General features: G+C 73.4%; 29 protein-coding genes. 15 read left to right on the plus strand and 14 right to left on the minus strand.

Annotated features, from left to right (window positions below; translation table 11 throughout):
* Nucleotides 1-6 precede the first annotated feature (6 nt).
* Nucleotides 7-2,013 (plus strand): threonine--tRNA ligase, encoded by a 2,007-nt coding sequence (thrS, locus tag AC1WTP_RS29045; protein WP_481652424.1) that lies wholly within the window; start codon nucleotides 7-9, stop codon nucleotides 2,011-2,013.
* Between the two features lie 45 nt (nucleotides 2,014-2,058).
* Here the strand turns inward: thrS and AC1WTP_RS29050 are convergent, their stop codons facing one another.
* The gene (locus AC1WTP_RS29050; protein ID WP_481652425.1) at nucleotides 2,059-2,796 is read right to left on the minus strand and encodes a D-Ala-D-Ala carboxypeptidase family metallohydrolase; all 738 of its coding nucleotides are present in this window, start codon (nucleotides 2,794-2,796) and stop codon (nucleotides 2,059-2,061) included.
* A 216-nt stretch (nucleotides 2,797-3,012) separates the two neighbouring features.
* On the opposite strand from AC1WTP_RS29050, the gene AC1WTP_RS29055 reads away from it, so the two are divergent.
* Nucleotides 3,013-3,525, plus strand: coding sequence for an HIT family protein (locus AC1WTP_RS29055; RefSeq protein WP_481652468.1), 513 nt, complete (start codon nucleotides 3,013-3,015; stop codon nucleotides 3,523-3,525).
* A 49-nt stretch (nucleotides 3,526-3,574) separates the two neighbouring features.
* Entirely contained in the window at nucleotides 3,575-4,633 is a 1,059-nt protein-coding gene (locus AC1WTP_RS29060) for an aldo/keto reductase (RefSeq protein WP_481652426.1), read from the plus strand.
* 188 nt (nucleotides 4,634-4,821) lie between these two features.
* Here the strand turns inward: AC1WTP_RS29060 and AC1WTP_RS29065 are convergent, their stop codons facing one another.
* Nucleotides 4,822-6,981 (minus strand): elongation factor G-like protein EF-G2, encoded by a 2,160-nt coding sequence (locus AC1WTP_RS29065; RefSeq protein ID WP_481652427.1) that lies wholly within the window; start codon nucleotides 6,979-6,981, stop codon nucleotides 4,822-4,824.
* Nucleotides 6,982-7,222: 241 nt separating this feature from the next.
* Between AC1WTP_RS29065 and pgsA the strand changes: the two genes are divergently transcribed.
* From pgsA to pdxT, 6 genes are all read left to right on the plus strand, one after another.
* Nucleotides 7,223-7,855 carry a phosphatidylinositol phosphate synthase gene (gene pgsA, locus AC1WTP_RS29070; RefSeq protein ID WP_481652428.1) on the plus strand — a complete coding sequence of 211 codons (633 nt, stop codon included), beginning with the start codon at nucleotides 7,223-7,225 and terminating at the stop codon, nucleotides 7,853-7,855.
* A complete protein-coding gene (locus tag AC1WTP_RS29075; RefSeq protein WP_481652429.1) occupies nucleotides 7,852-8,784 on the plus strand; it encodes a phosphatidylinositol mannoside acyltransferase in 933 nt (310 codons plus the stop codon). The genes pgsA and AC1WTP_RS29075 overlap by 4 nt, the downstream gene beginning before the upstream one ends.
* A gap of 71 nt (nucleotides 8,785-8,855) precedes the next feature.
* The gene (locus tag AC1WTP_RS29080; protein WP_481652430.1) at nucleotides 8,856-10,016 is read left to right on the plus strand and encodes a glycosyltransferase family 4 protein; all 1,161 of its coding nucleotides are present in this window, start codon (nucleotides 8,856-8,858) and stop codon (nucleotides 10,014-10,016) included.
* 90 nt (nucleotides 10,017-10,106) lie between these two features.
* The gene (locus AC1WTP_RS29085) at nucleotides 10,107-10,601 is read left to right on the plus strand and encodes a hypothetical protein (protein WP_481652431.1); all 495 of its coding nucleotides are present in this window, start codon (nucleotides 10,107-10,109) and stop codon (nucleotides 10,599-10,601) included.
* Between the two features lie 189 nt (nucleotides 10,602-10,790).
* The gene (gene pdxS, locus AC1WTP_RS29090) at nucleotides 10,791-11,705 is read left to right on the plus strand and encodes a pyridoxal 5'-phosphate synthase lyase subunit PdxS (RefSeq protein ID WP_481652432.1); all 915 of its coding nucleotides are present in this window, start codon (nucleotides 10,791-10,793) and stop codon (nucleotides 11,703-11,705) included.
* Between the two features lie 2 nt (nucleotides 11,706-11,707).
* Nucleotides 11,708-12,313: a pyridoxal 5'-phosphate synthase glutaminase subunit PdxT gene (gene pdxT / locus AC1WTP_RS29095; RefSeq protein ID WP_481652433.1), complete on the plus strand. Its 606-nt coding sequence runs from the start codon at nucleotides 11,708-11,710 to the stop codon at nucleotides 12,311-12,313.
* A gap of 112 nt (nucleotides 12,314-12,425) precedes the next feature.
* On the opposite strand, the gene AC1WTP_RS29100 is transcribed toward pdxT, so the two are convergent.
* A complete protein-coding gene (locus AC1WTP_RS29100; RefSeq protein WP_481652434.1) occupies nucleotides 12,426-13,280 on the minus strand; it encodes an MmyB family transcriptional regulator in 855 nt (284 codons plus the stop codon).
* Between the two features lie 101 nt (nucleotides 13,281-13,381).
* Here AC1WTP_RS29100 and AC1WTP_RS29105 point away from each other — a divergent pair, with 101 nt between their 5' ends.
* Nucleotides 13,382-14,044 carry an NADPH-dependent FMN reductase gene (locus AC1WTP_RS29105; RefSeq protein ID WP_481652435.1) on the plus strand — a complete coding sequence of 221 codons (663 nt, stop codon included), beginning with the start codon at nucleotides 13,382-13,384 and terminating at the stop codon, nucleotides 14,042-14,044.
* 396 nt (nucleotides 14,045-14,440) lie between these two features.
* Nucleotides 14,441-15,190, plus strand: coding sequence for a YebC/PmpR family DNA-binding transcriptional regulator (locus AC1WTP_RS29110; protein ID WP_091095719.1), 750 nt, complete (start codon nucleotides 14,441-14,443; stop codon nucleotides 15,188-15,190).
* A 72-nt stretch (nucleotides 15,191-15,262) separates the two neighbouring features.
* Here AC1WTP_RS29110 and AC1WTP_RS29115 read toward each other — a convergent pair whose 3' ends face one another.
* The 4 genes from AC1WTP_RS29115 to AC1WTP_RS29130 are packed head-to-tail and all read right to left on the minus strand — an operon-like array spanning nucleotide 15,263 to nucleotide 17,082.
* Nucleotides 15,263-15,736 carry a hypothetical protein gene (locus tag AC1WTP_RS29115; protein WP_481652436.1) on the minus strand — a complete coding sequence of 158 codons (474 nt, stop codon included), beginning with the start codon at nucleotides 15,734-15,736 and terminating at the stop codon, nucleotides 15,263-15,265.
* Nucleotides 15,737-15,754: 18 nt separating this feature from the next.
* Nucleotides 15,755-16,246: a hypothetical protein gene (locus AC1WTP_RS29120; RefSeq protein ID WP_481652437.1), complete on the minus strand. Its 492-nt coding sequence runs from the start codon at nucleotides 16,244-16,246 to the stop codon at nucleotides 15,755-15,757.
* A complete protein-coding gene (locus AC1WTP_RS29125; RefSeq protein ID WP_481652438.1) occupies nucleotides 16,239-16,733 on the minus strand; it encodes a WXG100-like domain-containing protein in 495 nt (164 codons plus the stop codon). Before AC1WTP_RS29125 ends, AC1WTP_RS29120 begins: the two co-directional genes overlap by 8 nt.
* Before the next feature lie 4 nt (nucleotides 16,734-16,737).
* Nucleotides 16,738-17,082, minus strand: a complete 345-nt coding sequence (locus tag AC1WTP_RS29130; RefSeq protein WP_481652439.1) for a WXG100 family type VII secretion target — start codon at nucleotides 17,080-17,082, stop codon at nucleotides 16,738-16,740.
* 179 nt (nucleotides 17,083-17,261) lie between these two features.
* Here AC1WTP_RS29130 and AC1WTP_RS29135 point away from each other — a divergent pair, with 179 nt between their 5' ends.
* Entirely contained in the window at nucleotides 17,262-17,918 is a 657-nt protein-coding gene (locus AC1WTP_RS29135) for a ribonuclease FAU-1 family protein (protein WP_481652440.1), read from the plus strand.
* 129 nt (nucleotides 17,919-18,047) lie between these two features.
* Here AC1WTP_RS29135 and AC1WTP_RS29140 read toward each other — a convergent pair whose 3' ends face one another.
* From AC1WTP_RS29140 to AC1WTP_RS29160, 5 genes are all read right to left on the minus strand, one after another.
* Nucleotides 18,048-19,109, minus strand: coding sequence for an ABC transporter permease (locus AC1WTP_RS29140; RefSeq protein WP_481652441.1), 1,062 nt, complete (start codon nucleotides 19,107-19,109; stop codon nucleotides 18,048-18,050).
* Nucleotides 19,106-19,999, minus strand: coding sequence for an ABC transporter ATP-binding protein (locus AC1WTP_RS29145; protein WP_481652442.1), 894 nt, complete (start codon nucleotides 19,997-19,999; stop codon nucleotides 19,106-19,108). The genes AC1WTP_RS29140 and AC1WTP_RS29145 overlap by 4 nt, the downstream gene beginning before the upstream one ends.
* 81 nt (nucleotides 20,000-20,080) lie before the next feature.
* Nucleotides 20,081-20,785 carry a response regulator gene (locus tag AC1WTP_RS29150; protein ID WP_481652443.1) on the minus strand — a complete coding sequence of 235 codons (705 nt, stop codon included), beginning with the start codon at nucleotides 20,783-20,785 and terminating at the stop codon, nucleotides 20,081-20,083.
* Nucleotides 20,782-22,059: a sensor histidine kinase gene (locus AC1WTP_RS29155; RefSeq protein ID WP_481652444.1), complete on the minus strand. Its 1,278-nt coding sequence runs from the start codon at nucleotides 22,057-22,059 to the stop codon at nucleotides 20,782-20,784. The genes AC1WTP_RS29150 and AC1WTP_RS29155 overlap by 4 nt, the downstream gene beginning before the upstream one ends.
* 13 nt (nucleotides 22,060-22,072) lie before the next feature.
* A complete protein-coding gene (locus AC1WTP_RS29160; RefSeq protein ID WP_481652445.1) occupies nucleotides 22,073-22,486 on the minus strand; it encodes a hypothetical protein in 414 nt (137 codons plus the stop codon).
* A 150-nt stretch (nucleotides 22,487-22,636) separates the two neighbouring features.
* Between AC1WTP_RS29160 and AC1WTP_RS29165 the strand changes: the two genes are divergently transcribed.
* Both AC1WTP_RS29165 and AC1WTP_RS29170 read left to right on the plus strand, forming a co-directional pair.
* Nucleotides 22,637-23,443 carry a helix-turn-helix domain-containing protein gene (locus AC1WTP_RS29165; protein ID WP_481652446.1) on the plus strand — a complete coding sequence of 269 codons (807 nt, stop codon included), beginning with the start codon at nucleotides 22,637-22,639 and terminating at the stop codon, nucleotides 23,441-23,443.
* Nucleotides 23,434-23,646 carry a DUF397 domain-containing protein gene (locus tag AC1WTP_RS29170; RefSeq protein ID WP_481652447.1) on the plus strand — a complete coding sequence of 71 codons (213 nt, stop codon included), beginning with the start codon at nucleotides 23,434-23,436 and terminating at the stop codon, nucleotides 23,644-23,646. Before AC1WTP_RS29165 ends, AC1WTP_RS29170 begins: the two co-directional genes overlap by 10 nt.
* Before the next feature lie 58 nt (nucleotides 23,647-23,704).
* On the opposite strand, the gene AC1WTP_RS29175 is transcribed toward AC1WTP_RS29170, so the two are convergent.
* A complete protein-coding gene (locus AC1WTP_RS29175) occupies nucleotides 23,705-24,088 on the minus strand; it encodes a DoxX family protein (protein ID WP_481652448.1) in 384 nt (127 codons plus the stop codon).
* A gap of 85 nt (nucleotides 24,089-24,173) precedes the next feature.
* Nucleotides 24,174-24,941 (minus strand): SDR family NAD(P)-dependent oxidoreductase, encoded by a 768-nt coding sequence (locus AC1WTP_RS29180; RefSeq protein ID WP_481652449.1) that lies wholly within the window; start codon nucleotides 24,939-24,941, stop codon nucleotides 24,174-24,176.
* Nucleotides 24,942-25,137: 196 nt separating this feature from the next.
* On the opposite strand from AC1WTP_RS29180, the gene AC1WTP_RS29185 reads away from it, so the two are divergent.
* Nucleotides 25,138-26,046, plus strand: a complete 909-nt coding sequence (locus AC1WTP_RS29185) for an RNA polymerase sigma-70 factor (protein WP_481652450.1) — start codon at nucleotides 25,138-25,140, stop codon at nucleotides 26,044-26,046.
* Nucleotides 26,047-26,084 lie beyond the last annotated feature (38 nt).

The raw sequence follows: 26,084 nt of genomic DNA on the forward strand, positions 1-26,084 counted from the left end.
GTCACCGTGTCCGCACCCCGTACCCCCGCCGTGGCCGACCCCGTCGTCGTCACCGCCGGGACCACGGCGGCCGACGCGGTGGCCGCGGCCGGGCTGCCCGCGGCCGGCCCGAAGGCGATCGTCGTGGTCCGGGACCCGCAGGGCCAGCTGCACGACCTGGACTGGCAGCCGGCCGTCGACACCGAGGTGGAGCTGGTCAGCCTGGACTCCCCGGACGGGCTCACCGTGCTCCGGCACTCCACCGCGCACGTGCTGGCCCAGGCCGTGCAGGACGTCTTCCCCGAGGCCAAGCTCGGCATCGGCCCGCCGATCGAGAACGGCTTCTACTACGACTTCGCGGTCGACAAGCCGTTCCAGCCGGACGACCTGGCCCGGCTCGAGAAGCGGATGCAGGAGATCGTCAAGTCCGGCCAGCGGTTCCGCCGCCGGCGCTTCCGCAGCCTGGACGAGGCGCGGACCGAGCTGGCCGCCGAGCCGTTCAAGCTGGAGCTGATCGACGTCAAGGGCGAGGGGCTGGACTCCTCCGAGGTGATGGAGGTCGGCGGCGGCGAGCTGACCATCTACGACAACCTGGCCGCGAACGAGGACAAGGTCTGCTGGTCGGACCTGTGCCGCGGCCCGCACCTGCCGAACACCCGGCTGATCGGGGCGTTCAAGCTGATGCGATCGGCCGCCGCGTACTGGCGTGGGTCGGAGAAGAACCCGCAGCTGCAGCGCGTGTACGGCACCGCCTGGCCGACCCGGGACGAGCTCAAGGCGTACCTGAAGCTGCTCGAGGAGGCCGCCCGGCGCGACCACCGCAAGCTCGGCGCGGACCTCGACCTGTTCAGCTTCCCCGACGAGATCGGCTCCGGCCTGGCCGTCTTCCACCCCAAGGGCGGCATCATCCGCCGGGAGATGGAGAACTACTCGCGCCGCCGGCACGAGGCCGCGGGCTACGAGTTCGTCAACAGCCCGCACATCACCAAGGCGCAGCTCTTCGAGACCTCCGGCCACCTGCCGTACTACGCGGACACCATGTTCCCGCCGATGCAGCTGGAGGGTGCCGACTACTACCTCAAGGCGATGAACTGCCCGATGCACAACCTGATCTTCAGGGCGCGCGGGCGGTCCTACCGGGAGCTGCCGCTGCGGCTGTTCGAGTTCGGCACCGTCTACCGGTACGAGAAGTCCGGTGTGGTGCACGGGCTGACCCGGGTGCGCGGCCTGACCCAGGACGACTCGCACATCTACTGCACCCGCGAGCAGATGGCCGGTGAGCTCACCACCCTGCTGTCGTTCGTGCTGGACCTGCTCCGCGACTACGGCCTGGACGACTTCTACCTGGAGCTGTCCACCCGCGACGACTCGCCGAAGTTCATCGGCTCGGACTCCGACTGGGCCGAGGCGACCGAGGCGCTGCGCACCGCCGCCGAGCAGTCCGGGCTGGACCTGGTGCCCGACCCGGGCGGCGCGGCCTTCTACGGCCCGAAGATCTCGGTGCAGGCCAAGGACGCCATCGGCCGGACCTGGCAGATGTCCACCATCCAGGTCGACTTCAACCAGCCGGAGCGGTTCGGCCTGGAGTACCAGGCCGCCGACGGCACCCGGCAGCGGCCGGTGATGATCCACCGGGCGCTGTTCGGCTCGATCGAGCGCTTCTTCGGCGTGCTCACCGAGCACTACGCGGGCGCCTTCCCGGCCTGGCTGGCCCCGGTGCAGGTGGTCGGCATCCCGATCCGCGAGGACCACACCGACTACCTGCACGGCTTCGTCGCCGCGCTGCGCGCCGAGGGGATCCGCGCCCAGGTGGACGCGGGTGACGACCGGATGCAGAAGAAGATCCGGACCGCGCAGCAGCAGAAGATCCCGTTCATGGTGATCGCCGGTGACGACGACGTGGCGGCCGGCACCGTCTCGTTCCGCTACCGGGACGGCTCCCAGCGCAACGGGGTGCCGATCGCCGACGCGGTGGCCCACGTGCTGGACGTGGTCAGCTCGCGGACCAACATCGGCCCGTCCGCCCAGCAGTGACCGCGGGTGCCCCCGCCGCGCCACGGCGCGACGGGGGTGCCGGTGTCAGATCCCGCAGTTCGGCGCGGACCAGGTCCGGGTCGACTTGTGCGCGACGTGGGTGTGGTCGTTGTGCCCGGGGTATCCGGGGCCGAGGATCTCGTTGAAGCCGTGGTAGCGGGCCCGCTGGGCGAGCTTGCAGAGCGAGTGCGGACCGGCGCCGAGGTCGACGGCGTCGCCGTAGAGGTGCCGGCTGGTCGACGACCCGCCGACCGCGCTGTTGCAGGCGTAGCTGCGGAAGGCGCTGGTCACGATGATCTGCTGGTCGCCGAGCGCGTGCCGCATGGCCTGGAGCTTCCACATCGAGACGCGGGCGTTGAACCGGGCCGTGCTGGCCGACACCGCGCCGCCGGACCAGTCGCTGTTGCAGTCGTTGAACTCGGCGTAGCTGAAGTTGACGGGCGTGCAGTCGTCGTCCTGCAGGGCGTAGATCTTGTTGAAGGTCTGCGGGCCGGCGATGCCGTCGGCGGGCAGGCCGTACGCCTGCTGGAAGCGGGTCACCGCCGACTTCGTGGCCGGGCCGTACGCGCCGTCGAGGCCGAGCACGGCGCCGTAGCCCGGGTAGCCGGCGACCCGGATCTGGAGTTGCCGGACGTCCTCGCCGGACATCCCCTGGGACAGCGTGCGTCCCCACGTGTAGCAGCCGTCGGCGTGCGCCGCGCCGGGGGCGACGGTGACGCCGACCACCGTGGTGGCGGCGGCCAGCGCGAGCGCCGCGAAGAACCTGCCGAGCCGTCGGATCATGGAGCCCTCCATCGGTAAATGGAAGTACCTGGATGCATGGAATTTTCAGACGTGGGCTTCGATTCGTCAACAAGTTGCAGCAACGGAGTTCCCGTCCGGATGTGGTGGCCACCGCCACCCGTGACCCGAGGAGGACGGGCCGGCGGCGTCGCCGCCCGCCCGCCGGGTCCGTAGGATCGGCGTGTGACTGGGGCGGAGCGGCACACGGACAGCGGCATGGCCGACGGCCTGGAGCGGCTCTGGACGCCGCACCGGATGACCTACATCTCCGGCGAGGACCGGCCCGATGGCGGCTACGAGAAGCCCGCCGGCTGCCCGTTCTGCCTGGCCCCCGGCCGGCCACCGGAGGAGAGCCTGGTGGTGGCGCGGGGCGAGCACGTCTTCGTGGTGCTCAACCTCTACCCCTACAACCCCGGCCACCTGCTGGTCTGCCCCTACCGGCACGTCGCCGACTACACCGACCTGGACGCGGCGGAGACCGTCGAGCTGGCGACCTACACGCAGACCGCGATGCGGGTGATCCGCAAGGTCAGCAACGCGCACGGGTTCAACCTCGGGATGAACCAGGGCGGGGTGGCCGGCGCCGGGATCGCCGCGCACCTGCACCAGCACGTGGTGCCGCGTTGGGGCGGGGACGCCAACTTCATGCCGGTGATCGGGCGCACCAAGGTGCTGCCGCAACTGCTCGGCGACACCCGCGACCTGCTGTCCCGCGCCTGGCCGTCCTGAATCGGCCGGCTGCCACCCGCCGGCGGCCGGCGGGTGGCACGATCTGGCGATGGCAGTCAGCACGCGGACGTTGGGCCGCAGCGGCATCGAGGTCAGTGCCCTCGGCATGGGGTGCTGGGCGATCGGTGGCCCGTGGGCCGAGGGCACCCAGCCGCTGGGCTGGGGCGCGGTCGACGACGAGGAGTCGGTACGCGCGGTGCGGCGCGCGCTCGACCTCGGCGTCACCCTCTTCGACACCGCCGACACCTACGGGGCGGGACACAGCGAGCGGATCCTCGGCCGCGCGCTCGCCGGCCGGCGGGACGCGGCGGTGATCGCCACCAAGTGGGGCTACACCTTCGACGAGGCGACCCGGCAGGCGACCGGCGAGGACGCCTCACCGGCGTACCTGCGGCGGGCGGTGCGGGACTCGCTGCGCCGGCTGGACACCGACCGGATCGACCTCTACCAGCTGCACCTGGCCGACCTGCCGGCGCCCCGGGCCGAGGCGCTGGTCGGCACGCTCGAGGAACTGGTCGCGGAGGGCCTGATCCGGGCGTACGGCTGGAGCACCGACCGCCCCGACCGGGCGGCCGCGTTCGGTCACGGCGCCCCGCACGCCACCGCCGTGCAGCACGCCCTCTCGGTGCTCCGGGACGCCCCCGAGCTGCTCGCCGTCTGCGACAAGTACGACCTGGCCAGCGTCGTCCGGGGCCCGCTCGGGATGGGTCTGCTCACCGGCAAGTACACCGCCGGTTCCACGCTGCCCCGCGACGACGTGCGCGGCGTCGCGCCGGGCTGGCTGGAGTGGTTCCGGGGCGGCCGGCCGGCCCCGGAGTGGCTGCGCCGGGTCGGCGCGGTACGCGCGGCGCTGACCGGGGACGGGCGCACCCTGGCCCAGGGCGCGCTCGGCTGGATCTGGACGCGCAGCGGCCGGAGCGTGCCGATCCCGGGCTGCCGTACCGTCGCACAGGTCGAGGAGAACGCCGCCGCCCTACGCTGGGGCCCGCTGCCGCCGGACCAGTTCGCCGAGGTGGAGCGCCAGCTCGCCGCGCTCCGGTCGGCGGCGCTGCGCTCCGCCGACCGCCCCTACTGGCCCAGCCCCACCCTCCCCGCCACCCACCCGTGACCCCACCCCGACGCGCCCTCGGGCGGGCGCCGAGCCGCCGAGGCGCGAAGCGACAGAGGCCACGAGGCCGCATCTTCGGGGAAAGTGCGGCCTCAACGCCGCGCGAGGCCGCACTTTCCCCGAAGGTGCGGCCCCGGGCAGACCGGCGGATCGCGCGGCGCGGCGCCGGGCGGGGTGCGGGCCGCGGGTCAGGTGCGGTTGGCGTGTTCCTTGCGGACCTGGTCGGCCAGGTGGGTGGGCATCGGCTCGTAGCGGGCGAACTGGCGGCGGAAGGTGCCGGTGCCGGAGGTCATCGAGCGCAGCTCGACGGCGTACCGGAGCAGCTCGGTGGCGGGCACCTCGGCGCGGACCAGGGTGCGCCCCTCGCCGTCCGGATCCGGTTCGGTGCCGAGCACCCGGCCGCGCCGGCCGGACAGGTCGCCCATCACCGCGCCGACCGCCGAGTCGGGCACCCGGATGACCACCTCGTCGACCGGTTCCAGCAGCGCCGGCTGGGCCTTCTCGGCGGCGTCCTTCAGCGCCAGCGCGCCGGCGGTCTGGAACGCCGCGTCGGAGGAGTCGACGCTGTGCGCCTTGCCGTCGAAGAGCGTCACCCGCAGGTCGACCACCGGGTAGCCGGCCACCAGGCCCCGCTCCATCTGGGCGCGTACCCCCTTCTCCACGGAGGGGATGTAGTTGTGCGGCACCGCGCCGCCGACCACCCGGTCGACGAACTCGAAGCCGGCGCCGCGCGGCAGCGGCTCCACCTCGATGTCGCAGACTGCGTACTGGCCGTGCCCGCCGGACTGCTTGACGTGCCGGCCGTGCCCCTTGGCCGTCGCGGTCAGCGTCTCCCGCAGCGCCACCCGCACCGGCTCGGTCTCCAGCTCGACGCCGCCCGCGCGGAGCCGGTCCAGCACCACGTCGGCGTGCGCCTCGCCCATGCACCAGAGCACCAGCTGGTGGGTCTCCGGGTTGCGGTCCAGCCGCATGGTCGGGTCGCCGGCGACCAGCCGGGCCAGGTTGCGGGCCAGCGCGTCCTCGTCGGCCCGGCTCTTGGCGACGATCGCCACCGGCAGCAGCGGCTCGGGCATCTCCCAGGGGGCGATCAGCAGCGGCTCGTCCTTGGCCGAGACGGTGTCGCCGGTCTCCGCGCTGCCGGACTTGGTGATCGCGCAGATGTCGCCGGCCACGCAGCTGGCCACCTCGCGCAGGGTCGCGCCCAGCGGGGTGTAGATGTGCCCGACCCGCTCGTCGGCGTCGTGGTCGGGGTGGCCGCGCTCGGCCATGCCGTGCCCGGAGACGTGCACCGTCTGCTCCGGGCGCAGGGTGCCGGAGAAGACCCGGACCAGGGAGACCCGGCCGACGTGCCGGTCGATGGTGGTCTTGACCACCTCGGCCACCAGCGGGCCGTCCGGGTCGCAGGTCAGCGGCGGGCGGGGGGAGCCGTCCACCCCGGTCACCGCCGGCAGGTCGTGCTCCAGCGGCGACGGGAAGCCGGCGGTGAGCACCTCCAGCAGCGCGTCCAGCCCGACCCCGGTCTCCGCACAGACCGGCACGACCGGATAGAAGTGGCCGCGGGCGACCGCCTTCTCCAGGTCCTCGATGAGGATGTCCGTGCCGATCTCCTCGCCGCCGAGGTAGCGGTCCATCAGCGACTCGTCCTCGCTCTCGGCGATGATCCCCTCGATCAGCTCGTTGCGGGACTCGGCGATCGCCGGCAGGTGCTCCGGGTCCGGGTCGCGGACCACCGGCGGGTGGCCGGCGGTGTAGTCGAAGACCCGGCGGGTGATCAGGCCCAGCAGGCCGACGGTGGAGACGCCGTCGTCGCCGAGCATCGGCAGGTAGAGCGGGAGCACGTTGTCGCCGAAGACCCGCTGGCACAGTGCCACCGCCTCGTCGAAGTCGGCGCGCGGGTGGTCGAGCCGGGAGACGGCGACCGCGCGGGGCATGTCGACCGCCGCGCACTCCTCCCACAGGGCGGCGGTGGCCGCGTCCATCCCGTCGACGGCCGACACCACGAAGAGCGCGGCGTCGGCGGCCCGCAGGCCGGCGCGCAGCTCGCCGACGAAGTCGGCGTAGCCGGGGGTGTCCAGCAGGTTGACCTTGATGCCGCCGTGCAGCAGCGGCGCGCAGGCCAGGCTCACCGAGCGCTGCTGGCGTACCGCCGCCGGGTCGTGGTCGCAGACCGTGGTGCCGTCGGTGACGGTGCCGGCCCGGGTGATCGTGCCGCTCGCGGCGAGCAGCGCCTCGACCAGGGTCGTCTTGCCCGCTCCGGAGTGCCCGACGAGCACCACGTTGCGAACCCTGCCGGGTTCGGTCACCACCGGCGCGCCGGTGATCCCCTTCTCCTGATTCTTCTGCGCCATGGGGCGCACCTCCCTCAGCCGGTGGTGGTGGCGACCGCCGCGCGCGACGGGGAAGCGGCCCGGGGCGGGTCCCGCGGCGATATCCTCCGCTGTCTGCTGGATTCCGGGTACGTGACGGGCGGGCGGGTGAGCTGGCTCACCTCCCCGCTCGATCTCACACCCGATGCCCGGTCGGCACAAGGGCGGCTCGCCTGACCGGCCGTAGAGCCGGCCCTGGCCGGACCGTTATCGTGGGACCGCCATGGCGAAGATCTTCCAAGTGTCGGCCCGCGCGGGGATGACCCGCGTCGTCGAGCCGGTCGCACGCGGCCTGCTCCGAGCGGGCGTAACCCCCAACGCGGTCACCGTGACGGGCACCCTCGGGGTGCTCGTCGGCGCACTCGGCTTCGGTGCCCGCGGTCATCTGGTCGCCGGGGCCCTGATCGTCACCCTCTTCGCGCTCACCGACCTGCTCGACGGGACGATGGCCCGGATGAGCGGGGGCTCCACCCGGTTCGGCGCGTTCCTCGACTCGAGCATGGACCGGATCGCCGACAGCGCCGTCTTCGGCGCGGTGGCGTACTGGCTCGCCACCGAGCACCAGTACTCCGGGGTGGCCGCCGCGCTGCTCTGCCTGGCCGCCGGCAGCCTGGTCTCCTACGTCAAGGCGCGCGCCGAGGGGCTCGGCATGACCTGCAACGTGGGCATCGCCGAGCGCACCGAGCGGCTGCTGATCGTCGGCGTCGGCGGCCTGCTCACCGGCCTCGGCCTCGACCGGGCCCTGGAGATCGCGCTCTGGCTGCTCGCCGCCGTGTCGGTCTTCACCGTCGGGCAGCGGATGCTGCACGTGTACCGGCAGACACAGCGGATCCACACCCCGGACGGAAATCGGTGAATCTCACCGAGCTCGGCTACGTCGCCGGTTGGCGGGTGATCCGCGCGCTGCCGCGGCCCGTCGTGGCCGCGGCGTTCCGGGCGGGCGCGGACCGCGCCCACCGCCGGGGTGGCGGCGGTACGGCCCGGCTGCGGGCGAACCTGCGCCGGGTGGTCGGCCCGGACCTGCCCGACGCCGAGCTGGACGAGCTGGTCCGGGCGGGCCTGCGCTCGTACGCCCGGTACTGGATGGAGGCGTTCCGGCTGCCCGCGCTGAGCCGCCAGCAGATCCTGGCCGGGTTCCGGCTGGACGGCGAGGAACTGCTCGCCGCCGACGTGGCCGCCGGCCGGGGCGCGGTGGTGGCGCTGCCGCACGCCGGCAACTGGGACGCCGCCGGCGCCTGGGTCGCGGCCACCGGCTGGCCGATCACCACCGTCGCCGAGCGGCTCAAGCCGGAGGGCGTCTACGAGCGGTTCCTCGCCTTCCGGAAGAGCCTGGGCATGGAGATCCTGCCCACCCACGGCGGCGAGCGGCCCGCGTTCGACGTGCTGGTGGACCGGCTGCGGGCCGGGGCGGTGGTGCCGCTGCTGGCCGACCGGGACCTCTCCGCCCGCGGGGTGGAGGTCGACTTCTTCGGCGCCCGGACCCGGATGCCGGCCGGGCCGGCCCTGCTCGCGCTGCGCACCGGGGCGCCCCTCTACGTCGCCTCGATGTGGTACGAACCGGATGCGGCGCGCGCGTCGTTGGCGGGCCCGCTGCCGGTGCCCGGCCCCGAGGAGGGCCCGCTCGACGAGCGGGTCCGGTCGTTGACCCAGCGGATCGCGGACGGTCTGGCGGCGGGTATCGCCCGGCATCCGGAAGACTGGCACATGTTGCAACGGATGTGGCTGGACCAACGCGGTCCAGTCGACGGCGCGGCCCTGCGCTCGCCGGCCACCGGACAGCTCTGAGGGAGAGGCAGCGGTGAGCGCGAGGAGTGCGGCGGAGCGGGGCCTGGCAGTCGCGAACAAAGGGCGTTGACGTGCGGATCGGCATCGTGTGTCCGTACTCGTTCGACGTGCCCGGTGGGGTGCAGAACCACGTCATGGACCTGGCCGAGGCGCTGATCGGGCTCGGCCACCAGGTGAGCGTCCTCGCCCCGGCCGACGAGGACTCGCCGCTGCCGCCGTACGTGGTGCCGGCCGGGCGGGCCGTGCCGCTGCCGTACAACGGCTCGGTGGCCCGGATCGCCTTCGGGCCGGTCTCCACCGCCCGGGTGCGGCGCTGGATCACCCGGGGCGAGTTCGACGTGCTGCACGTGCACGAGCCGCTCACGCTCAGCCTCTCGCTGCTGGCCGTGCTCTCCGCCCGCGGCCCGGTGGTGGCCACCTTCCACACCGCGATGACCCGGTCCCGGGCGCTGGCCGCCGCGCAGGGCGTGCTCCAGATCGTGCTGGAGCGGATCACCGCCCGGATCGCGGTCAGCGCGCTGGCCCGCAAGGTGCAGGTCGAGCACATGGACGGCGGGGCGGTGGAGATTCCCAACGGGGTGGCCGTCGCCAAGTTCACCGACGCCGAGCCGCTGCCCGGCTGGCCGGGGGAGTGCGCGCCGGGGGAGGGCGGCTCGATCGGTTTCCTGGGCCGGTTCACCGAGGCCCGCAAGGGCTTCCCGGTGCTCCGCGACGCCTTCGTCGAGCTGGCGGGTGAACGCCCCGGGTTGCGGCTGCTGGTCGCCGGGCCGGGCGACCCGGACGACCTGTACGACCGGTTCCCGGCCGGGCTGCGCGACCGGGTGACCTTCCTGGGGCTGGTCTCCGAGGAGGACAAGGCGCGGATGCTGCGCAGCGTGCACCTCTACGTGGCGCCGAACACCGGCGGGGAGTCGTTCGGCATGATCCTCACCGAGGCGCTGGCGGCCGGCACCACCGTCGTGGCCAGCGACCTCGACGCGTTCCGCCGGGTGCTCGACGGCGGGCGGGCGGGGCGGCTCTTCCCGACCGGGGACCCGGCCGCCCTGCGCGCCGCGCTCACCGAGCTGCTCGACGACCCGCGGCAGCGGGCCGAGCTGACCGCCTGCGGCGACCAGGTGGTGGCGAATTTCGACTGGCCCGTGGTTGCCCGGCGGGTTCTGGAGGTATACGCAGCGGCGATCGAGGCCACCGACGGGCGGGTCATCGACACGGAATGGGTGGGGCTGGGCTGACCGCGGTGGCGGGTGGTGCGAGAGTGACCGGTCTGTCGGGCCGGTGACGGCCGGAGGAGACCGAACGGAGCAGCACTTACGATGCCGGGCATGTGGTGGGTGGTGGGCACGACCCTGGTCGTCGGGCTGGTCGCGGCGTACCTGATCTGGACCGCCGGCCGGGTCGAGCGGCTGCAGGAGCGCGCGGAGCTCGCCGCCCGCGCGCTCGACGCCCACCTGCTGCGCCGGGCCGCGGCCGCCGCGGTGCTGGCCGAGCGGCGCTACGGCGTCGAGCTGTACGCGGCGGCACGGATCGCCCTGGACGCCCGCCCGGACGAACGGGAGGCCGCCGAGAACGACCTCACCCGGCAGTTGCGCGCGGTGCAGCTCGACCCCACCGATCCGGACTGCGAGGCGGTGATCGCCGCCAGTCGCCGGCTGGCCCTCGCCCGGCAGGTGCACACCGACCTGGTCCGGGACGCCCGCGCCGCCCGCAGCCGGCCACTGGTGCGGTTGTTGCGGATGGGGCGCCGGCACGCCTGGCCCCGCTACTTCGACATCGACGACCCCACGCTCACCGTCCCGGCCGACGTCCCGGCCGGCTGATCCGCGGCCGCCCGGTCGCCCGGTCGCCGGTGGGCGGCGGGCAAGGTCGTCGGCCGCGGCGGGTCGTGGGCCGCGTGATGGGTGCCACATCGCAGGCCACCGTGGGTCTGATTGGCCGTCGGAGCGGCGTTGACCCCGGCGTAGCATTTCCGCTGCCACCCCCCGAGCACGCCTGAGGAGCGATAACCCGTGCCCGACACCACTTCCCAGCACACCAGCGCCCCCGTCGTCGGCACCGCGCGCGTCAAGCGCGGCATGGCCGAGATGCTCAAGGGCGGCGTGATCATGGACGTGGTCAACGCCGAGCAGGCCAGGATCGCCGAGGACGCCGGCGCCGTCGCGGTGATGGCGCTCGAGCGGGTGCCGGCCGACATCCGTGCCCAGGGCGGGGTGTCCCGGATGAGCGACCCGGACATGATCGACGGCATCATCAACGCCGTCTCCATCCCGGTGATGGCCAAGGCCCGGATCGGCCACTTCGTGGAGGCCCAGATCCTGCAGTCGCTCGGCGTCGACTACGTCGACGAGTCCGAGGTGCTGACCCCGGCCGACTACGAGAACCACATCGACAAGTGGGCGTTCACCGTCCCCTTCGTCTGCGGCGCGACCAACCTGGGCGAGGCGCTGCGCAGGATCACCGAGGGCGCCGCCATGATCCGCTCCAAGGGCGAGGCCGGCACCGGTGACGTCTCCAACGCCACCACCCACATGCGGAAGATCCGCCAGGAGATCCGCCGGCTGCAGTCGCTGCCGGAGGACGAGCTGTACGTCGCGGCCAAGGAGCTGCAGGCGCCGTACGAGCTGGTCAAGGAGATCGCCCAGACCGGCAAGCTGCCGGTGGTGCTGTTCACCGCGGGCGGGATCGCCACCCCGGCCGACGCCGCCATGATGATGCAGCTCGGCGCGGAGGGCGTCTTCGTCGGCTCGGGCATCTTCAAGTCCGGCAACCCGGCCCAGCGCGCCGCCGCGATCGTGAAGGCCACCACCTTCCACGACGACCCGGACGTGCTGGCCAAGGTCTCCCGCGGCCTCGGCGAGGCGATGGTCGGCATCAACGTCGACGACATCCCGCACCCGCACCGGCTGGCCGAGCGGGGCTGGTGACGATGAGCGGGCCCACCATCGGTGTGCTCGCCCTGCAGGGCGACGTGCGCGAGCACGTCGCGGCCCTGACCGGGGCGGGAGCGGAAGCCCGTCCGGTCCGCCGGCCCGAGGAACTGGAGGCGGTGCACGGGCTGGTCATCCCCGGCGGGGAGTCCACCACGATCAGCAAGCTGGCCGACATCTTCGAGCTGCGCGAGCCGATCGACAAGCGGATCGCCGCCGGCATGCCGGTCTACGGCTCCTGCGCCGGGATGATCATGCTGGCGCGGGAGGTGCTGGACGGCCGGCCCGACCAGCGCGGCTTCGACGGCATCGCGATGACCGTGCGGCGCAACGCGTTCGGCCGGCAGGTGGACTCGTTCGAGGCGCCGGTGGCGGTCACCGGCGTCGAGGGCGGCCCGTTCCACGCGGTGTTCATTAGGGCGCCGTGGGTGGAGCGGGTCGGCGACGGGGTCGAGGTGCTCGGCACGGTGACCGAGGGTCCGGCCGCCGGCCGGATCGTGGCGGTGCGGCAGGGCAACCTGCTGGCCACCTCGTTCCACCCCGAGCTCACCGGCGACCTGCGGCTGCACCGCTATTTCGTGGACCTCGTCCGCGCCGCCCCCTGAGCGGTTCCACGGCACGTCGGGCGGGTCTCCCTCACGGGGCCCCGCCCGGGCCGTTCCCACGTCCCTGCCGCCGCCGTTCACCCGGTGCCGGGTTCGGCTCACCCCGCGCCGTTCAGCCGGCGACCGAGCGCAGTTGTCCGGGCCGCCGGCCGAGGAGCCGGTCCAGGTTGGTGGCCGAGGTGGCGTCCGCGGGGCACTGGACGACGATCCGCTGCTGGGCGGCGTCGGCGAGCTCCAGGGTCTCGTAGGCCAGCCGCAGCAGGCCGACCTCCGGATGCCGCAACCTCCGGACACCGGTCCGTGGGGCGGTCACCGGACGCCGCTTCCACCGGTCGGTGAACGGCGCGCCCACGGTGCGGGCCAGCCGGTCGGCGAAGGCGTCCGTGGCCGGGTCACCCCGCCGCAACCGGTGCAGCTCGGCGACCTGCTGGTCGGCCAGCTCCGCCCACTCCGGAAAGTGGTCGCGGGCGCGCTCGTCGGCGAGCGTGAACCACAGCAGGTTCGGCCGGGTGCCGTCGAGCAGACCGAGAGGGCGGGCCAGCCGGTCGAAGGCGTCGTTCCAGGCCAGCACGTCGCTGAGCTGGTTGACCACGTACGCCGGGGCGTCGCGCAGCCCGTCGAGCACGGCCCGGACCGTCGGACGGACGGTGCGGGCGGCCGACGGTCGCTCGCGCGGGCACAGCTGCCGGCTGTGGCTGACCATCGCAAGCTGTTGCAGGTGGTCCCGATCGGCGTCGTCGAGGAGCAGGGCGTCGGCGAGCGCGGCGAGAATCTCCGCCGACGGCCGGGTGTCGCGCCCCTGCTCCAGCCGGGTCAGGTACTCGACGCTGACCTGGGCCAGCGTCGCCAGCTCCGCCCGGCGCAGACCAGGCGCCCGGCGGCGCGGACCCGGGGCGAGACCCACGTCGGCCGGCCGGAGGGCCTCCCGCCGGCTGCGCAGGAACGCCCCCAGCTCTCCGTCCATCATCCGCCCAGTCTGACAGCGCGCCACGGCCGCTGGGTGGCCCCGGCAGGGCCACCCTCGCGCAGGCCTCCCCGCCGGTGACGGTCGGCCCGACGATCGTCGGCATGAGCACTACACAGACAGCACGACCGATCCGGATCGGTCTGATCGTGGGAAGCACCCGCCCCGGCCGGCGCGGCAGCGCGGTCACCCGATGGGCCGAACAGGTGGCGACCCGGCACCCGGCGGTGCAGGCCGGCGCCGTCGAGGTGGAGGTGATCGACCTGGCGGAGCAGGCGTTGCCGCTGCTCGACGAGCCCGTGCCGGCGATGTTCGGCGACTACCGGCAGGCGCACACCCGTCGCTGGAGCGGGCTCGTGGCCGCCTGCGACGCGTTCGTCTTCGTCACCCCGGAGTACAACCACTCGATCCCCGCCGGGCTGAAGAACGCCGTCGACTACCTGTACGCGGAGTGGAACGACAAGGTGGCCGGGGTGCTCAGCTACGGCGTGCAGGGCGGCAACCGGGCGGCCGACCACCTGCGGCTGATCCTGGCCGAGGTGCGCGCGGCGGTCGTACCCACCCAGGTCTCGGTCTCCGTATTCGCGGATTTCGACTTCTCCGGCTCGGATCCCGGCGATCCCACGGCGCCGGGCACCTTCGCTCCGGGCGAGGGGCGGGAGGAGTCGTTCTCGACCATGCTGACCGAGATCGTGACCTGGTCCGACGCCCTGCGGGCCGGCATCCGCACCTCCGCCGTCGCGGGCGGTCCGGAGCTGGTGGGGTGAGCGTGGAGACGATCCTGATCCGCTACCGGGTCCGTCCCGAGCGCCTGTCGGAGCACCTGCTCCTGCTCCGTGCCGTCCACGACGAGGTGGCCCGGGCCCGGCCGCCAGGACTGCGCAGCGGACCACCTCCGAATTCACGGTGGTCGGATCGTACGGCTTCGGGGAATGATCGGCCGGCCCGTCCCGTTGTCCCTGTTCGGGCGGCATGGGGCGGGCCGGCGCCGTGCGGTGCGTGACAGTGACCCGCCGGCCGCCGGTAGGATTGCCGAGATTCGGCAGGGCCATCAGCCCGCCGCGGCTCCCACGAGAGATGACCGGCACCTCGGCGTGCGCCGGCGGGAGCGGGGCGTGTGCGGTGCGGTCGATGCAGACGGCGGGTAGCAACGGAGGTAACAGATGTCCGGCCACTCAAAGTGGGCGACGACCAAGCACAAGAAGGCGGTCATCGACGCCAAGCGCGGCAAGATGTTCGCCAAGCTGATCAAGAACGTCGAGGTGGCCGCGCGGACCGGCGGCGGCGACCCGGCCGGTAACCCGACGCTCTACGACGCCATCCAGAAGGCGAAGAAGAACTCGGTTCCGAATGACAACATCGACCGCGCGGTCAAGCGCGGCTCCGGCCTGGAGGCCGGCGGCGCCGACTACCAGACGATCATGTACGAGGGCTACGGCCCGAACGGCGTCGCGCTGCTCATCGAGTGCCTGACCGACAACCGCAACCGCGCCGCGACCGAGGTGCGCACCGCGCTGACCCGCAACGGCGGCTCCTTCGCCGACGCCGGCTCGGTGTCCTACATGTTCTCCCGCAAGGGTGTGGTGATCGTGCCCAAGGCCGGCACCACCGAGGACGACGTGATGATGGCCGTCCTGGACGCCGGCGCCGAGGAGGTCAACGACCTGGGCGAGGCGTTCGAGGTGGTCTCCGAGCCGGGCGACCTGATCGCGGTGCGCACCGCGCTGCAGGACGCCGGCATCGAGTACGAGTCGGCCGAGTCGTCGCTGATCCCGAGCGTCAACGTCCCGCTGGACGAGGACGGCGCGCGGAAGATCTTCAAGCTGATCGACGTGCTGGAGGACTGCGACGACGTGCAGAACGTCTACGCGAACTTCGACGTCAGCGACGAGATCATGGCTGCCGTCGGCTGACACGGCCAGCAGCACGTCGCTCGACGGTGACCGCCGCTGTCGCTCCCCGCGGGCGTCGGCGGCGGATCGCGGTCACGCGGGCGGGCCGACCAGGCTCGGGAACGGGAAGTCGAGGTCGAACTTCTCGTTGTTCCGCGCGTCGCGGTAGACCCACTGCCGCGGGCCCACCTGTTCCGCCGTCGACCCGCGGGTCCAGCCGCGGAGCCCGCCGTAGGTGACCGCGACACCACCGAAGTTGTCACCGAACCACAGCTCCACCCGGTGCCGGTCCGGCCCGACCTCCTGGTGCTGGATGTCCTGCACGACCATGCCGCCCGGGCCGATGCCGTGGTACGTCTCCTGGAAGCGCTGGTACGGCGAGTGGTCGCCGGCCAGGCGGGCGAAGTCGACCTGCTCGAAGACGAACGCGGCGAACTCCCGGATGCTCCCGGGCGACTTCAGCGGAAACTCGGTGACCAGGGTGAAGGTGCCACGCCGCGGGTCGTGCACGTAGGAGAAGACGAGGGCCTCCATGATGTGGTTGAGCGCCCCGCGTGGGTCGCGCATCGGTTCCACGGTCTCTCCTTACGGGTACGGGCCTTCGTACATGATGTGCGTCTTCTCGGCGAACAGCGGATCGCTCTTGTCAACGATCTCGCCGTCCTGGTCGAGGAAGAGGTTATCCGCCGGGCTGTCGCCGGACTGGGACGACTGCCAGCGCAGGTAGCCGTTGGCCTGGCGGCTCCAGTCGCTGCTGGTCGGGTTTTCGCCGGTGGGCCGCATGAAGCGCAGCCGTTCGACGCCGTTCTCGTCCTTCCAGATGAAACCCTCGTGGTTGCGGGTCGGCGTCTCGGTCCAGTTGCGGGGTCGTTGCCGGCGCAGCGCCCGGATCGAGACGCCGCGCAGGGACCGCACGGGGAAGGGCGTGGCGTTGGGATGGCGCAGCCGGTTGCGGGGCAGGTTCAGGTTGGTGAGGTCCTGACCCGGGCGGAGCAGGTCGCCGACCGGCCCGAAGATGCCCCGGGCGAAGCCGCCCCGGCCCTGTCGCCGGAGCCGGCGTAGCTTCCCCTTACCCATTGAGCACCGCGTCGATGGCGAGGTTGAGCAGCTGGTCGATGACCAGCGACGTGATCATCTTGAAGATCGGGATCTCGGCCAGCGAGGCGCCGAACGTCGGGGCGGCCGTGGCGATCGCCTGCGCGATCTGGATCGCCAGCAGGACGAGCTGCACGATCACGTTGATCTTCAGGACGAGGACCACCCCGGCGGCGAGGAACAGCCCCACCGCGACGCCCTGCGCGGCGGTGCCGCCGTCGGCGAGGTTCGCCACCGGCGCCTCCTGGCCGCCCCACCGCTGGTGGAACGCCGCCACAGCCTGGCCCGTGTTGGCGGCCCAGACCGACTCGCCGGCCCGCTGCGCCTCGGCGCCGACCGCCTGCACCGTCGCGGCCAGGCCGAGCCAGTGCTGGCCCAGCTCGAAGAGCTTCTCCTCGTCGGCCTCCGGCCAGCTGTAGCCGAGCATGCCCAGCAGCGAGACCAGTTCGCCGGGAAGTTGCAGCCCCATCGCGTCACCCGCCCAGCGCCTGGCGGATCCGCCGCAGGCCCGCCTCGACCTGCTGATCGGCCTCCTCGAACGCGTCGGCCATGGTGTGCAGGCCGGCGGCGAACTGCCCGAGCACCTCGCCGTTGCTCTCGAAACAGCTCATGGCTAGGTCGTGGATGCCGAGGTAGAGCTCGCCGATCAGGCTGCCGAGATCGTCGGCGCCCCACGGCTGGCCGAGCGCCTGCACGGTGCCCTCGAACTGTGCCAGGGCGTCGGCCATCCGATCGACCGTCTGGTCGAGCGACTCCGCGCTGGCGCGCAGTGCTTCGGGATCCACCTGGAAGCCGGACATCGACACGCTCGCCTCCATGGTCGTGGGCGGGCTTGCGACAGCGATGCTAGTGGCTGCGTCCACTGTGGGTTGTCCCGTGCGCGACTTCTGTCCGGCTCGCGACCCTTGCCTTGCCCGGTGTCCGGGTCCGTGTTCCGGGCGGGGTGCGGCGGCCGGAGCCCCGGCGGCGCCACCGGCGCGGTCGCTAGGCTGGGCCCGTGGATCTACCGGGTGGTGCGCGCGAGAGCGCTGGTCAGGCGGGTGACGGGCAGCGCTTCGCGCCGGGCGACGTGGTGGTCCGGCGGGAGATCCTGCTCGGCGAGGTCTGGTTCGGCTGCCCGACCGTCTGCGTCGAGGACTCGCCCGAGCTGCTCGCCCTCTACCTGCCGCCGGGCGCCGAGTTCGGCTTCCCCCGGCGCGGCGTCTTCCCGGCCGGCCGGCACCCGTGGGAGGCCGCCGGCCACCGGGCCTGGAGCGGGCACGGCAAGCTGATGCTGCACCGCCCCGGTGAGGCGCACTCCCTGGACGTCTTCTGGACCGGCCCGGACCGCGCCTTCGCCGGCTGGTACTTCAACCTCCAGGACCCGTTCCGGCGTACCCCGATCGGGGTGGACACCCTGGACCACGAGTTGGACCTCTGGTGGCCGGCGGACGCCGAGCGCTACGTCTGGAAGGACGTGGAGATGTTCGCCCAGCGCCTCGAGGAGGGGCGCTACCCGGGGATGGCGGAGGCCATCCGCGGCGAGGGCGACCGGATCGCCGCCCTGCTGGACGCGGGGGAGCGTTGGTGGGACGAGAACTGGGCCTCCTGGAAGCCCGACCCGGCCTGGCCGGTGCCCCGGCTGCCGGCCGGCTGGGACACCGTCCCCTGCTGACCGGCGCCACCCCGCCGGTGGCCGTCCGGGTTGATCGACTCCGGATCGCCGACATCGCGGTGTCCAAGGCATAGCGCACCATCGGCGACACGGGTCACCGCCGGCCAGGCCGACCGCCGGCGCCGGCGCTCAGCCGGTGGTCTCCCGGGAACGCCAGGCGGCCCGGACCGAGGTGCGGCCGTTGGTGCGCAGCAGCGACCCCTCGTACACCCGCGCCCCGGCGGCCAGGAACGCGGCGGCCGTCACCAGCAGCAGGGCCAGCGACACCAGCGGCTCCCAGCCGGCCGCGTCGCCGGTGAACAGCCGCAGCGGCATCGCCGTCGGCGCGGAGAACGGCAGGTAGGACAGCAGCCGCATGGCCGTCGCGTTGTCGTTGAGGAAGATCACCGCGAAGAACGGCAGCATCACCGCGAGCTGCACCGGCGTCGACACGCCGGCGATGTCCTCCTGCCGGTTGACCAGCGCCCCGGCCGCCGCCCACATGGCCGCGATCAGCACGAAGCCGAGCAGGAAGAACGGTACGAACCAGCCGATCGGCGGCCCGAGCAGCGCGAGCAGCCCGCCGCTGTCGGCGAACCGCATGCCGACGATGGCGACCAGGGCGATCAGCGTGATCTGCCCGAGCGCCAGCACCGTGCCGGCGAGCAGTTTGCCGGCCAGCAGCGCCCGGACCGGCACCGCGGCCACCAGGATCTCCACCACCCGGGTCTGCTTCTCCTCCACCACGCTCTGCGCGATCTGCACGCCGAAGGTCTGGGAGGTGACGAAGAAGACGAACGCGAAGGCGAACGGCACCAGGAACGCCACCACCGGGTCCACCGCGTCCGGGTCCAGCAGCCGGACCGCGGGTTGGCTGCTCAGCGCCGCCACCACGTCGTCGGGCGCGTCGTCCATCGCCAGCACCGCCGGCCCGGCGACCACGGCGGCGTCCACGTCGCCGTCGCGGACGGCCTGCTCGGCGGCCCGGTCGTCGGCGACCGTCCGCACCTCCAGGCCGGCGTCGCGCAGCGGCCCGGCGGCCGCCTCGGTCACCGCCACGCTCGACGGGCCGCCGGAGAGCAGCGGCGGCAGGATCGTCGCCGCGGCGGCGATGAGCAGGAAGAACAGGGTGCTGAACAGGAACGTGCGGTCGCGCAGCTTGACCCGGATCTCGCGGGCGGCGACCAGGCGGGTGGCCTGCGTGGTGTTCACTGGGCGACCTCTCGGAAGATCTCGGTGAGGGAGGGGCTGACCGGGCGGAACGCGCGGACCGGGCCGCGGGCGAGCGCCGCGTGCAGCACCGGTTGCTCGTCGGCGCCGGGGGCGAGGTCGAACACCGCGCGGGCGCCGTCCAGGTCGACCAGGGTCACCCCGGGCTGGTCCCGCAGCCAGCCGGCGTCGGTCGCCACCACCAGCTCGAACCGGGGCGAGGTGTACGTCCGGCGCAGCTCCTCCCGGCTGCCGGCGGCCCGGATCACCCCGCCCGCGATGATCACCAGGTCGTCGCAGAGCCGCTCCACCACGTCGAGCTGGTGACTGGAGAAGAGCACCGGCACGCCGGCCGCGGCCCGCTCCCGCAGCACGCCGACGACCGTGTCCACGGCGAGCGGGTCGAGGCCGGAGAACGGCTCGTCGAGCACCAGCACCTCGGGGTCGTGCACCAGCGCGGCGGCGATCTGCGCGCGCTGCTGGTTGCCCAGCGACAGCGTCTCCAGCAGGTCGTCGGCGCGCTCGGCGAGGCCGACCCGCTCCAGCAGCGCGTCGGTGTTGCGCCGCGCCGCCGCCGCGGTCATCCCGTGCAGCCGGCCCAGGTAGGCCACCTGTTCCCGGGCGCTCATCTTCGGGTAGAGGCCGCGTTCCTCCGGCATGTAGCCGAAGCGCCCGCGGACCTCCCGGGTCAGCGGCACGCCCTGCCAGCTGACCTCGCCGGCGTCCGGGGCGAGCACCCCGAGGATGATCCGCATGGAGGTGGTCTTGCCGGCGCCGTTGCCGCCGACGAAGCCAGTCATCCGGCCGGCGACCACGTCGAAGGACACGTTCCGGAGCACCTGACGGTCGCCGAAGCTGCGGTCGACCCCGTCGAGGCGGAGCACGTTCGTCACGGCGACCACGCTAGATCGGCACGCGCCGGCCGCCGTCCGCCCGCCGGTGGAACCGGGCCGTCCCCCGCAAGGCGGAGACGGTCACCCGCCGGGCCGCACCACCCCGTGCTCGTACGCGAAGACCACCGCCTGCACCCGGTCGCGCAGCCCGAGCTTGGCCAGCACCCGGCTGACGTGCGTCTTCACCGTCGCCTCGCCCAGGTGCAGCTCGGCGGCGATCTCGGCGTTGCTGGCGCCCCGGGCGACCAGCACCAGCACCTCCCGTTCGCGGGGGGTGAGTTCCCGCAGCGCCGCCTCCGGCGAGACGCCCGCGCCGGCCGCGTCACCGGGCCGGGCGAAGGTGGCGATCACCCGCCGGGTGAGCTCCGGGGCGAGCAGCCCGTCGCCCCGGGCCAGCACCCGGATCGCCTCGACCAGCGCCTCCGGCGTGCCGTTCTTCAGCAGGAAGCCGCTGGCCCCGGCGCGCAGCGCGGCGAACAGGTAGTCGTCCCGGTCGAAGGTGGTGAGGATCAGCACCGCCGGCCCGCCCGGCCCGTCGGAGTCGGCGGTGATCCGCCGGGTGGCCGCCAGCCCGTCGACGACGGGCATCTCCACGTCCATCAGCACCACGTCCGGGCGCAGCGCCCGGGTCATGCCGACCGCCCGGTCGCCGTCCGCGGCCTCGCCGACCACCTCGATGTCGTCCTCCACCTCGAGGATGACCCGGAAACCGGTGCGGACCAGGTGCTGGTCGTCGGCGAGCAGCACCCGGATCGGCCGGTCCGCCACGGGCCCGTCCGCGCTCACGCCGGACGCTCCGCCGGGAGCGGGAAGCGGGCGCGGACCCGCCAGCCGCCGCTCGCGCGCGGGCCGACCTCCAGCGCCCCGCCGTGCGTGGCGACCCGCTCGCGCATGCCGATCAGGCCCAGCCCGTCGGCGTTCGCCGGCCGGCTGGCCCGTCCGTCGTCGGTCACGTCGACCTCCACCTCGTGTGCCAGGTGGCGGATCCGTACGTCCAGCACGGTCGCCCCGGTGGCGTGTTTGAGCGCGTTCGTGACGGCCTCCTGGGCCACCCGGTACGCGGCCTGGGACACCGACTCCGGCAGCGGCACCGGGTCCCCGTACACCCCCAGGGTGGCCCGCAGCCCGGCCTCGCGGGCGCGGGCGACCACGGCCGGGATCTGGTCGATCCCGGCGGGGCCGGCGGGCTCGGGGCCGGCCGGGCCGGCGTCGCGGGCGCGCAGCAGGCCGAGCATCCGGCGCAGCTCGTCGACCGCCGTGCGGGCGGTCTCCTCGATCGCGGTCAGCGCCGTGCGGGCCTTCACCGGGTCCTTGTCGAAGACCCGCCGGGCGGCGGACGCCTGCACCCCCATCACCGACACGTGGTGGGCCACCACGTCGTGCAGCTCCCGGGCGATGCGGACCCGCTCGCCGACCACCGCGTGCTCGCGGACCTCCGCCTGGGACCGGCGCAGCTGTTCGGCCCGCTCGGCCAGCTCGTGCTGGCGCCGGGCGGCCAGCCACGCGGTCTCGCCGAAGAAGTACGCGAAGCCGAAGTACAACCCGTTGACCAGCACGCCGCTGACGATCGCGGCGAGCACCGGGGGCACCGGCCCGACCGCGCGGGCGAACGCGTCCGGCGGGATGCTGCCGATGGTGGTCGCGTAGTAGACCCCGAGCCAGACGAACATGACGGCGATGACGCCCATCCGCAGCCGCTTGGAGAGCCGGCGGTCGCGCCCCCAGGCGCCGAGGGTGTAGATCGCGGCGAACAGCGCCCAGCCCGACAGCTGCGTCTCCGGGGCGGAGCGCGCCTGGGCGGCGATGAACGCGGCCGAGATCACCAGCGTGACGGTGGCGGGGAAGCGGCGCCGCCAGATCAGCGGCAGGGTCACCGCGACGGTCCAGACGACCTGCTCCGGGCCGGACGGCGGGGGCCCGAGCAGGAACGCCCCGGTGCTGCGGGCCAGGGTGAGGCTGAACAGCGCCAGCACCGCGGCGGCCAGCCCGGCGTAGACGTCGAACCGCTGCTGCTCCGGGGTGGGGCCCGGTCGCCGCCAGTCGTCCGTCTCCGTGGTCACCCTGGTGAGGATCTCATCCCGCCGGCCGCCGCCGGTCAGGCACCCGGCCGGGTCGGCCCGCGCCGGCCCGGCGCCGCGACCGGGCGCCGGGTGCCGACCCGGCCGCGCTCACCCGGTCGAGCAGCCGGTCCAGCCGTCCGCGTTCGGCGGCCGCCCCGACCGGGCGGGTCCAGCCGACGAACCGGGCGAACAGCTCGGCCGGGTCCGGTGGCCGGGGGCGCAGCCGCAGCCAGTCCCCGGCGGCCTCGTGCAGCAGCACGCAGAGGTAGACCGAGAGCCCGACCGGGTCGTGCGCGTACTCGACGCGCAGCGCCAGCTTGGCCGGCTGGCAGGGCCAGGGCGCCGCGCAGACCCGGCACCGCCAGGCCGGCCGCGCGGCGACGTGCCGCCGCACGTTCCGGGGTACGGCATTCGCGCGCTCGCCCATCGTCGACCTCCTCCGTCGTGCCTGTTCACACTCTGCTGCCCGGACGACTACGGTCGGAAGGCATCGACGGGCCACCGCTGCCCGGTGCCGGCCGGCGTGACGCCGGTGACGGGCGGTGGTGACGCGTGGCCGGGTTGTGGTGGAGGTGTGATGGGCGAGGGGTCGTTGTCCACACTGGAGTTCCTCGGCGGCGAGCTGCGCCGGGCCCGGCGCGACCGGGGGCTCAGCCAGGAGGAGCTGGCCCAGCGGATCAACTACTCGTCGTCGCTGGTCGGCATGGTGGAGATCGGCCACCGGACCCCGTCGCAGGACTTCGTCGGCCGGGTCGACGCGGCGCTGGAGTCCGGCGGCTTCTTCGAGCGGCTGCTCGCCCTGGTCCGCGCCGACGCCGCACCGCCCTGGCTGCGGGAGTGGATCCAGGTGGAGGCGGAGGCGACGTTGATCCGCTGGTTCGAGCCGTCCCTGATCCCCGGCCTGCTGCAGACCGAGTGCTACGCCCGTGCGGTGCTCACCGGCGGCGGCATGCTGCGCGAGGCGGAGGTGGAGCAGCGGGTGACCTCCCGGTTGTCCCGTCAGGCCGTGCTCACCCGGGACACCCCGCCGGAGGCCGTCTTCGTGGTCGACGAGGCGGTGCTGCGCCGCCGGATCGGCGGCCCGGCGGTGATGACCGAGCAGTTCGCGCATTTGTTGGAGATGGGTGAGCTTCCTCAGGTCGATATTCATGTGGTGCCCGCCGAAGCGGGCATGCATCCTGGGCTTGCCGGGCCATTCATCCTGGCCCGCACGATGGACGGCGCTGAGGTGGCCCATCTCGACAACCAGTTGCGAGCGCAGGTCACAGATCGGTCCGAGGACGTTGATAGCCTTCAACGAGCATGGGAGCGGGTGCGGGGCGAGGCGCTGCCCCGCAGAGCCTCCCGGGAGCTGATTCAGGAGGTGGCACGGTCGTGGACCTGACCGGCGCCGTCTGGCGCAAGTCAACCCGGAGCAGCAACGGCGGGTCCACCTGCGTCGAGGTGGCGACGAACCTGGCCGGCGTGGTCGGCGTACGCGACAGCAAGGACCGTGGCGGGCCGGTGCTGGCCTTCGGCCCCGCGGCCTGGACCGGCTTCCTCGCCGCGGCCACCACCGGTGCGCTGCGCCCGGGCGGCGACCGGTAGTCCCGACCCCGGACGCGAGGTCGGGCCGCCCCCGACAGGGGCGGCCCGAGCGCGCGGGTCAGCCGGTGAACGACTCGGGGCCGAAGCGGCCCCAGGCCACGAAAACGGCCAGCGCGAGATAGACCAGGTCGGGCACGATCGTGGCCCGCTCGCCACGGCGCAGGCGCATGGTCGCCGCGCAGGCGAACAGCAACGCCACACAGGTGGCGGTCACCGGCACCAGCACCGGCGCGATGTCGAGTACGGCGGGCAGGATCAGGCCCGCCGCCGCCAGCAGCTCGAGGGCGCCGATGGCCCGGAGGGCGCCGGGGCTGAAGTCCAGGACCCATTCCGCGGCGTGGCCCGCGGAGGCGATCTTCTCCCTGGGCACGAACATCTTGGACGTGCTGACCAGGAGGACCGCGGCGAGCAGTCCGGTGACGATCCACAGCGCGAGGTTCATCAGGATCTCCTTGCGGGGTTGTCGATTCTCTCGGGTCGGGTGTCCGGGCTGAGCCGGCCAGGTGGCCGGCCCGCACACCTGACCGCTACCAGGGCACCGGGCCGTCCGCGCTGAAGAACCCGCCGGTCGGTCCGTCCGCACCGAGCGTGGCGAGGCGCACCACGACCGCGGCGCCCTGCGCGGGGGTGAGGTACCCACGGTGGTTGTTGATCTCGGTGTCGACGTAGCCGGGGTCGGCGGCGTTCACCAGCACGCCGTCCTTGCGCAGCTCGTTGGCGTACTGCACGGTCAGCGCGTTCAGCGCGGTCTTGGACGGCGCGTACGCGGCCGACGACAGCAGACCCGCCAGCGGGCCGTCGGGGTCGCTGGTGAGGGTCAGCGACCCGGCGGCGCTGCTGACGTTGACGATGCGCGGCGCCGGCGACCGCCGCAGCAGCGGGAGCAGGGCGTTGGTCACCGCGATCACGCCGAACACGTTGGTCTCGAACACCGACCGGACCATGTCCAGGTCGACGGAGCTCGGGACCTGGTCGTGGGCGTCTTCGGGCGAGACCTGCCCGGATCCGGTGATGCCGGCGTTGTTGACCAGCACGTCGAGGTGGCCGAAGCGCTCCTCGACCTGCCGCGCGGCCGCCCGCACGGTGGTCGGGTCGGTGACGTCCAGGGTGACCGCGTGCGCGTCGCCGCCCGCCGCGCGCACCGCCGCGGCGGCCTCCTCGCCGCGCTGCGGGCTTCTGGCGCCGATCACGACCGTCATGCCCAGCGCGGCGAGCTGCTCGGCGCTCGCGCGACCGATCCCCTTGTTCGCTCCGGTGATCAGCGCGACCTGCTGGTGGGTGGTGTGCTCGTTCATGACCAGGCTCCTGCTCGTGGGGTTGCCCGCCGCGCGGGTCGTCCGCGGCGTCTCGTGGACATGGAGATGCCGGCGATCCGGGCCCTGTGACAGGGCGGCGATGTGGCCTGCGCCACCGACCGCGGATGTCACGCGGCGGCGGGGACCGGCGTCCAATGGGTGGCACAGTCGACAGCGAACGGGGCAGGAGCCGGCTATGAGCGAGCGACCAGTGAGCACCGACGAGGCGCTGGACCCCGCCACCGAGGCGTTCCTCGCCCACCGCAACCTGCTGTTCACCGTCGCCTACGAGATGCTCGGCTCGGCCGCCGACGCCGAGGACGTCCTGCAGGAGACCTGGTTGCGGTGGGTGAACGTCGATCTCGGCACGGTGCGGGACCCGCGGGCGTACCTGGTCCGGATCACCACCCGCCAGGCACTCACCCGGCTGCGTACGCTCCGCCGGCGCAAGGAGTCCTACGTCGGCCCCTGGTTGCCCGAGCCGCTGCTGACCACGCCCGACGTGGCCGAGGACGTCGAGTTGGCCGACAGCGTCTCGATGGCGATGCTGCTGGTGCTGGAGACGCTCACCCCCACCGAGCGGGCGGTCTTCGTGCTGCGCGAGGTGTTCGACCTGGACTACGACGAGATCGCGGAAGCCGTCGACAAGAACCCGGCCGCGGTCCGCCAGATCGCCCACCGGGCACGGGCGCACGTCGCGGCCCGCCGACCACGCGGGGTGGTCTCCGCGGGCCAGACCCGGGACGCGCTCGAGGCGTTCCGGCGGGCGGTCGAGACGGGCGATCTGCAGCAGCTGCTCGACATCCTCGCACCGGACGTCGTCCTGCTGGGGGACGGTGGCGGAGTCAAGCAGGCCGTCCCGCGGCCGATCGTGGGGGCCGACAAGGTGGGCCGGCTGCTGGCCGCCGGGATGGAGAAGATCGCCGGGGCGTCGCTGCAGCCGGCACAGGTCAACGGCCACCCGGCGCTGATCCTCAGGTTCGACGGCGAGATCGACACCGTCGTCGCGGTGCGCATCGACGACGGCCTCATCACCGGGCTCTACGCGGTGCGCAACCCCGAGAAGCTGTCACACATGGAGCGGGAGACCGCCGTGAGCCGCTGAGTCCGGGAAGCTCCGTCGGGATACGAGCCGGCGCACGC

It is taken from the genome of Micromonospora sp. R311 (assembly GCF_056780015.1).

Excerpts from the sequence above, each read along its gene's own strand:
- AC1WTP_RS29050 (WP_481652425.1), bottom strand. The coding sequence starts at position 2,796 with ATGATCCGACGGCTCGGCAGGTTCTTCGCGGCGCTCGCGCTGGCCGCC.
- AC1WTP_RS29055 (WP_481652468.1), top strand. The coding sequence starts at position 3,013 with ATGGCCGACGGCCTGGAGCGGCTCTGGACGCCGCACCGGATGACCTAC.
- AC1WTP_RS29060 (WP_481652426.1), top strand. The coding sequence starts at position 3,575 with ATGGCAGTCAGCACGCGGACGTTGGGCCGCAGCGGCATCGAGGTCAGT.
- AC1WTP_RS29065 (WP_481652427.1), bottom strand. The coding sequence starts at position 6,981 with ATGGCGCAGAAGAATCAGGAGAAGGGGATCACCGGCGCGCCGGTGGTG.
- pgsA (WP_481652428.1), top strand. The coding sequence starts at position 7,223 with ATGGCGAAGATCTTCCAAGTGTCGGCCCGCGCGGGGATGACCCGCGTC.
- AC1WTP_RS29085 (WP_481652431.1), top strand. The coding sequence starts at position 10,107 with ATGTGGTGGGTGGTGGGCACGACCCTGGTCGTCGGGCTGGTCGCGGCG.
- pdxT (WP_481652433.1), top strand. The coding sequence starts at position 11,708 with ATGAGCGGGCCCACCATCGGTGTGCTCGCCCTGCAGGGCGACGTGCGC.
- AC1WTP_RS29100 (WP_481652434.1), bottom strand. The coding sequence starts at position 13,280 with ATGATGGACGGAGAGCTGGGGGCGTTCCTGCGCAGCCGGCGGGAGGCC.
- AC1WTP_RS29105 (WP_481652435.1), top strand. The coding sequence starts at position 13,382 with ATGAGCACTACACAGACAGCACGACCGATCCGGATCGGTCTGATCGTG.
- AC1WTP_RS29110 (WP_091095719.1), top strand. The coding sequence starts at position 14,441 with ATGTCCGGCCACTCAAAGTGGGCGACGACCAAGCACAAGAAGGCGGTC.
- AC1WTP_RS29115 (WP_481652436.1), bottom strand. The coding sequence starts at position 15,736 with ATGCGCGACCCACGCGGGGCGCTCAACCACATCATGGAGGCCCTCGTC.
- AC1WTP_RS29120 (WP_481652437.1), bottom strand. The coding sequence starts at position 16,246 with ATGGGTAAGGGGAAGCTACGCCGGCTCCGGCGACAGGGCCGGGGCGGC.
- AC1WTP_RS29125 (WP_481652438.1), bottom strand. The coding sequence starts at position 16,733 with ATGGGGCTGCAACTTCCCGGCGAACTGGTCTCGCTGCTGGGCATGCTC.
- AC1WTP_RS29130 (WP_481652439.1), bottom strand. The coding sequence starts at position 17,082 with ATGGAGGCGAGCGTGTCGATGTCCGGCTTCCAGGTGGATCCCGAAGCA.
- AC1WTP_RS29160 (WP_481652445.1), bottom strand. The coding sequence starts at position 22,486 with ATGGGCGAGCGCGCGAATGCCGTACCCCGGAACGTGCGGCGGCACGTC.
- AC1WTP_RS29165 (WP_481652446.1), top strand. The coding sequence starts at position 22,637 with ATGGGCGAGGGGTCGTTGTCCACACTGGAGTTCCTCGGCGGCGAGCTG.
- AC1WTP_RS29175 (WP_481652448.1), bottom strand. The coding sequence starts at position 24,088 with ATGAACCTCGCGCTGTGGATCGTCACCGGACTGCTCGCCGCGGTCCTC.
- AC1WTP_RS29180 (WP_481652449.1), bottom strand. The coding sequence starts at position 24,941 with ATGAACGAGCACACCACCCACCAGCAGGTCGCGCTGATCACCGGAGCG.
- AC1WTP_RS29185 (WP_481652450.1), top strand. The coding sequence starts at position 25,138 with ATGAGCGAGCGACCAGTGAGCACCGACGAGGCGCTGGACCCCGCCACC.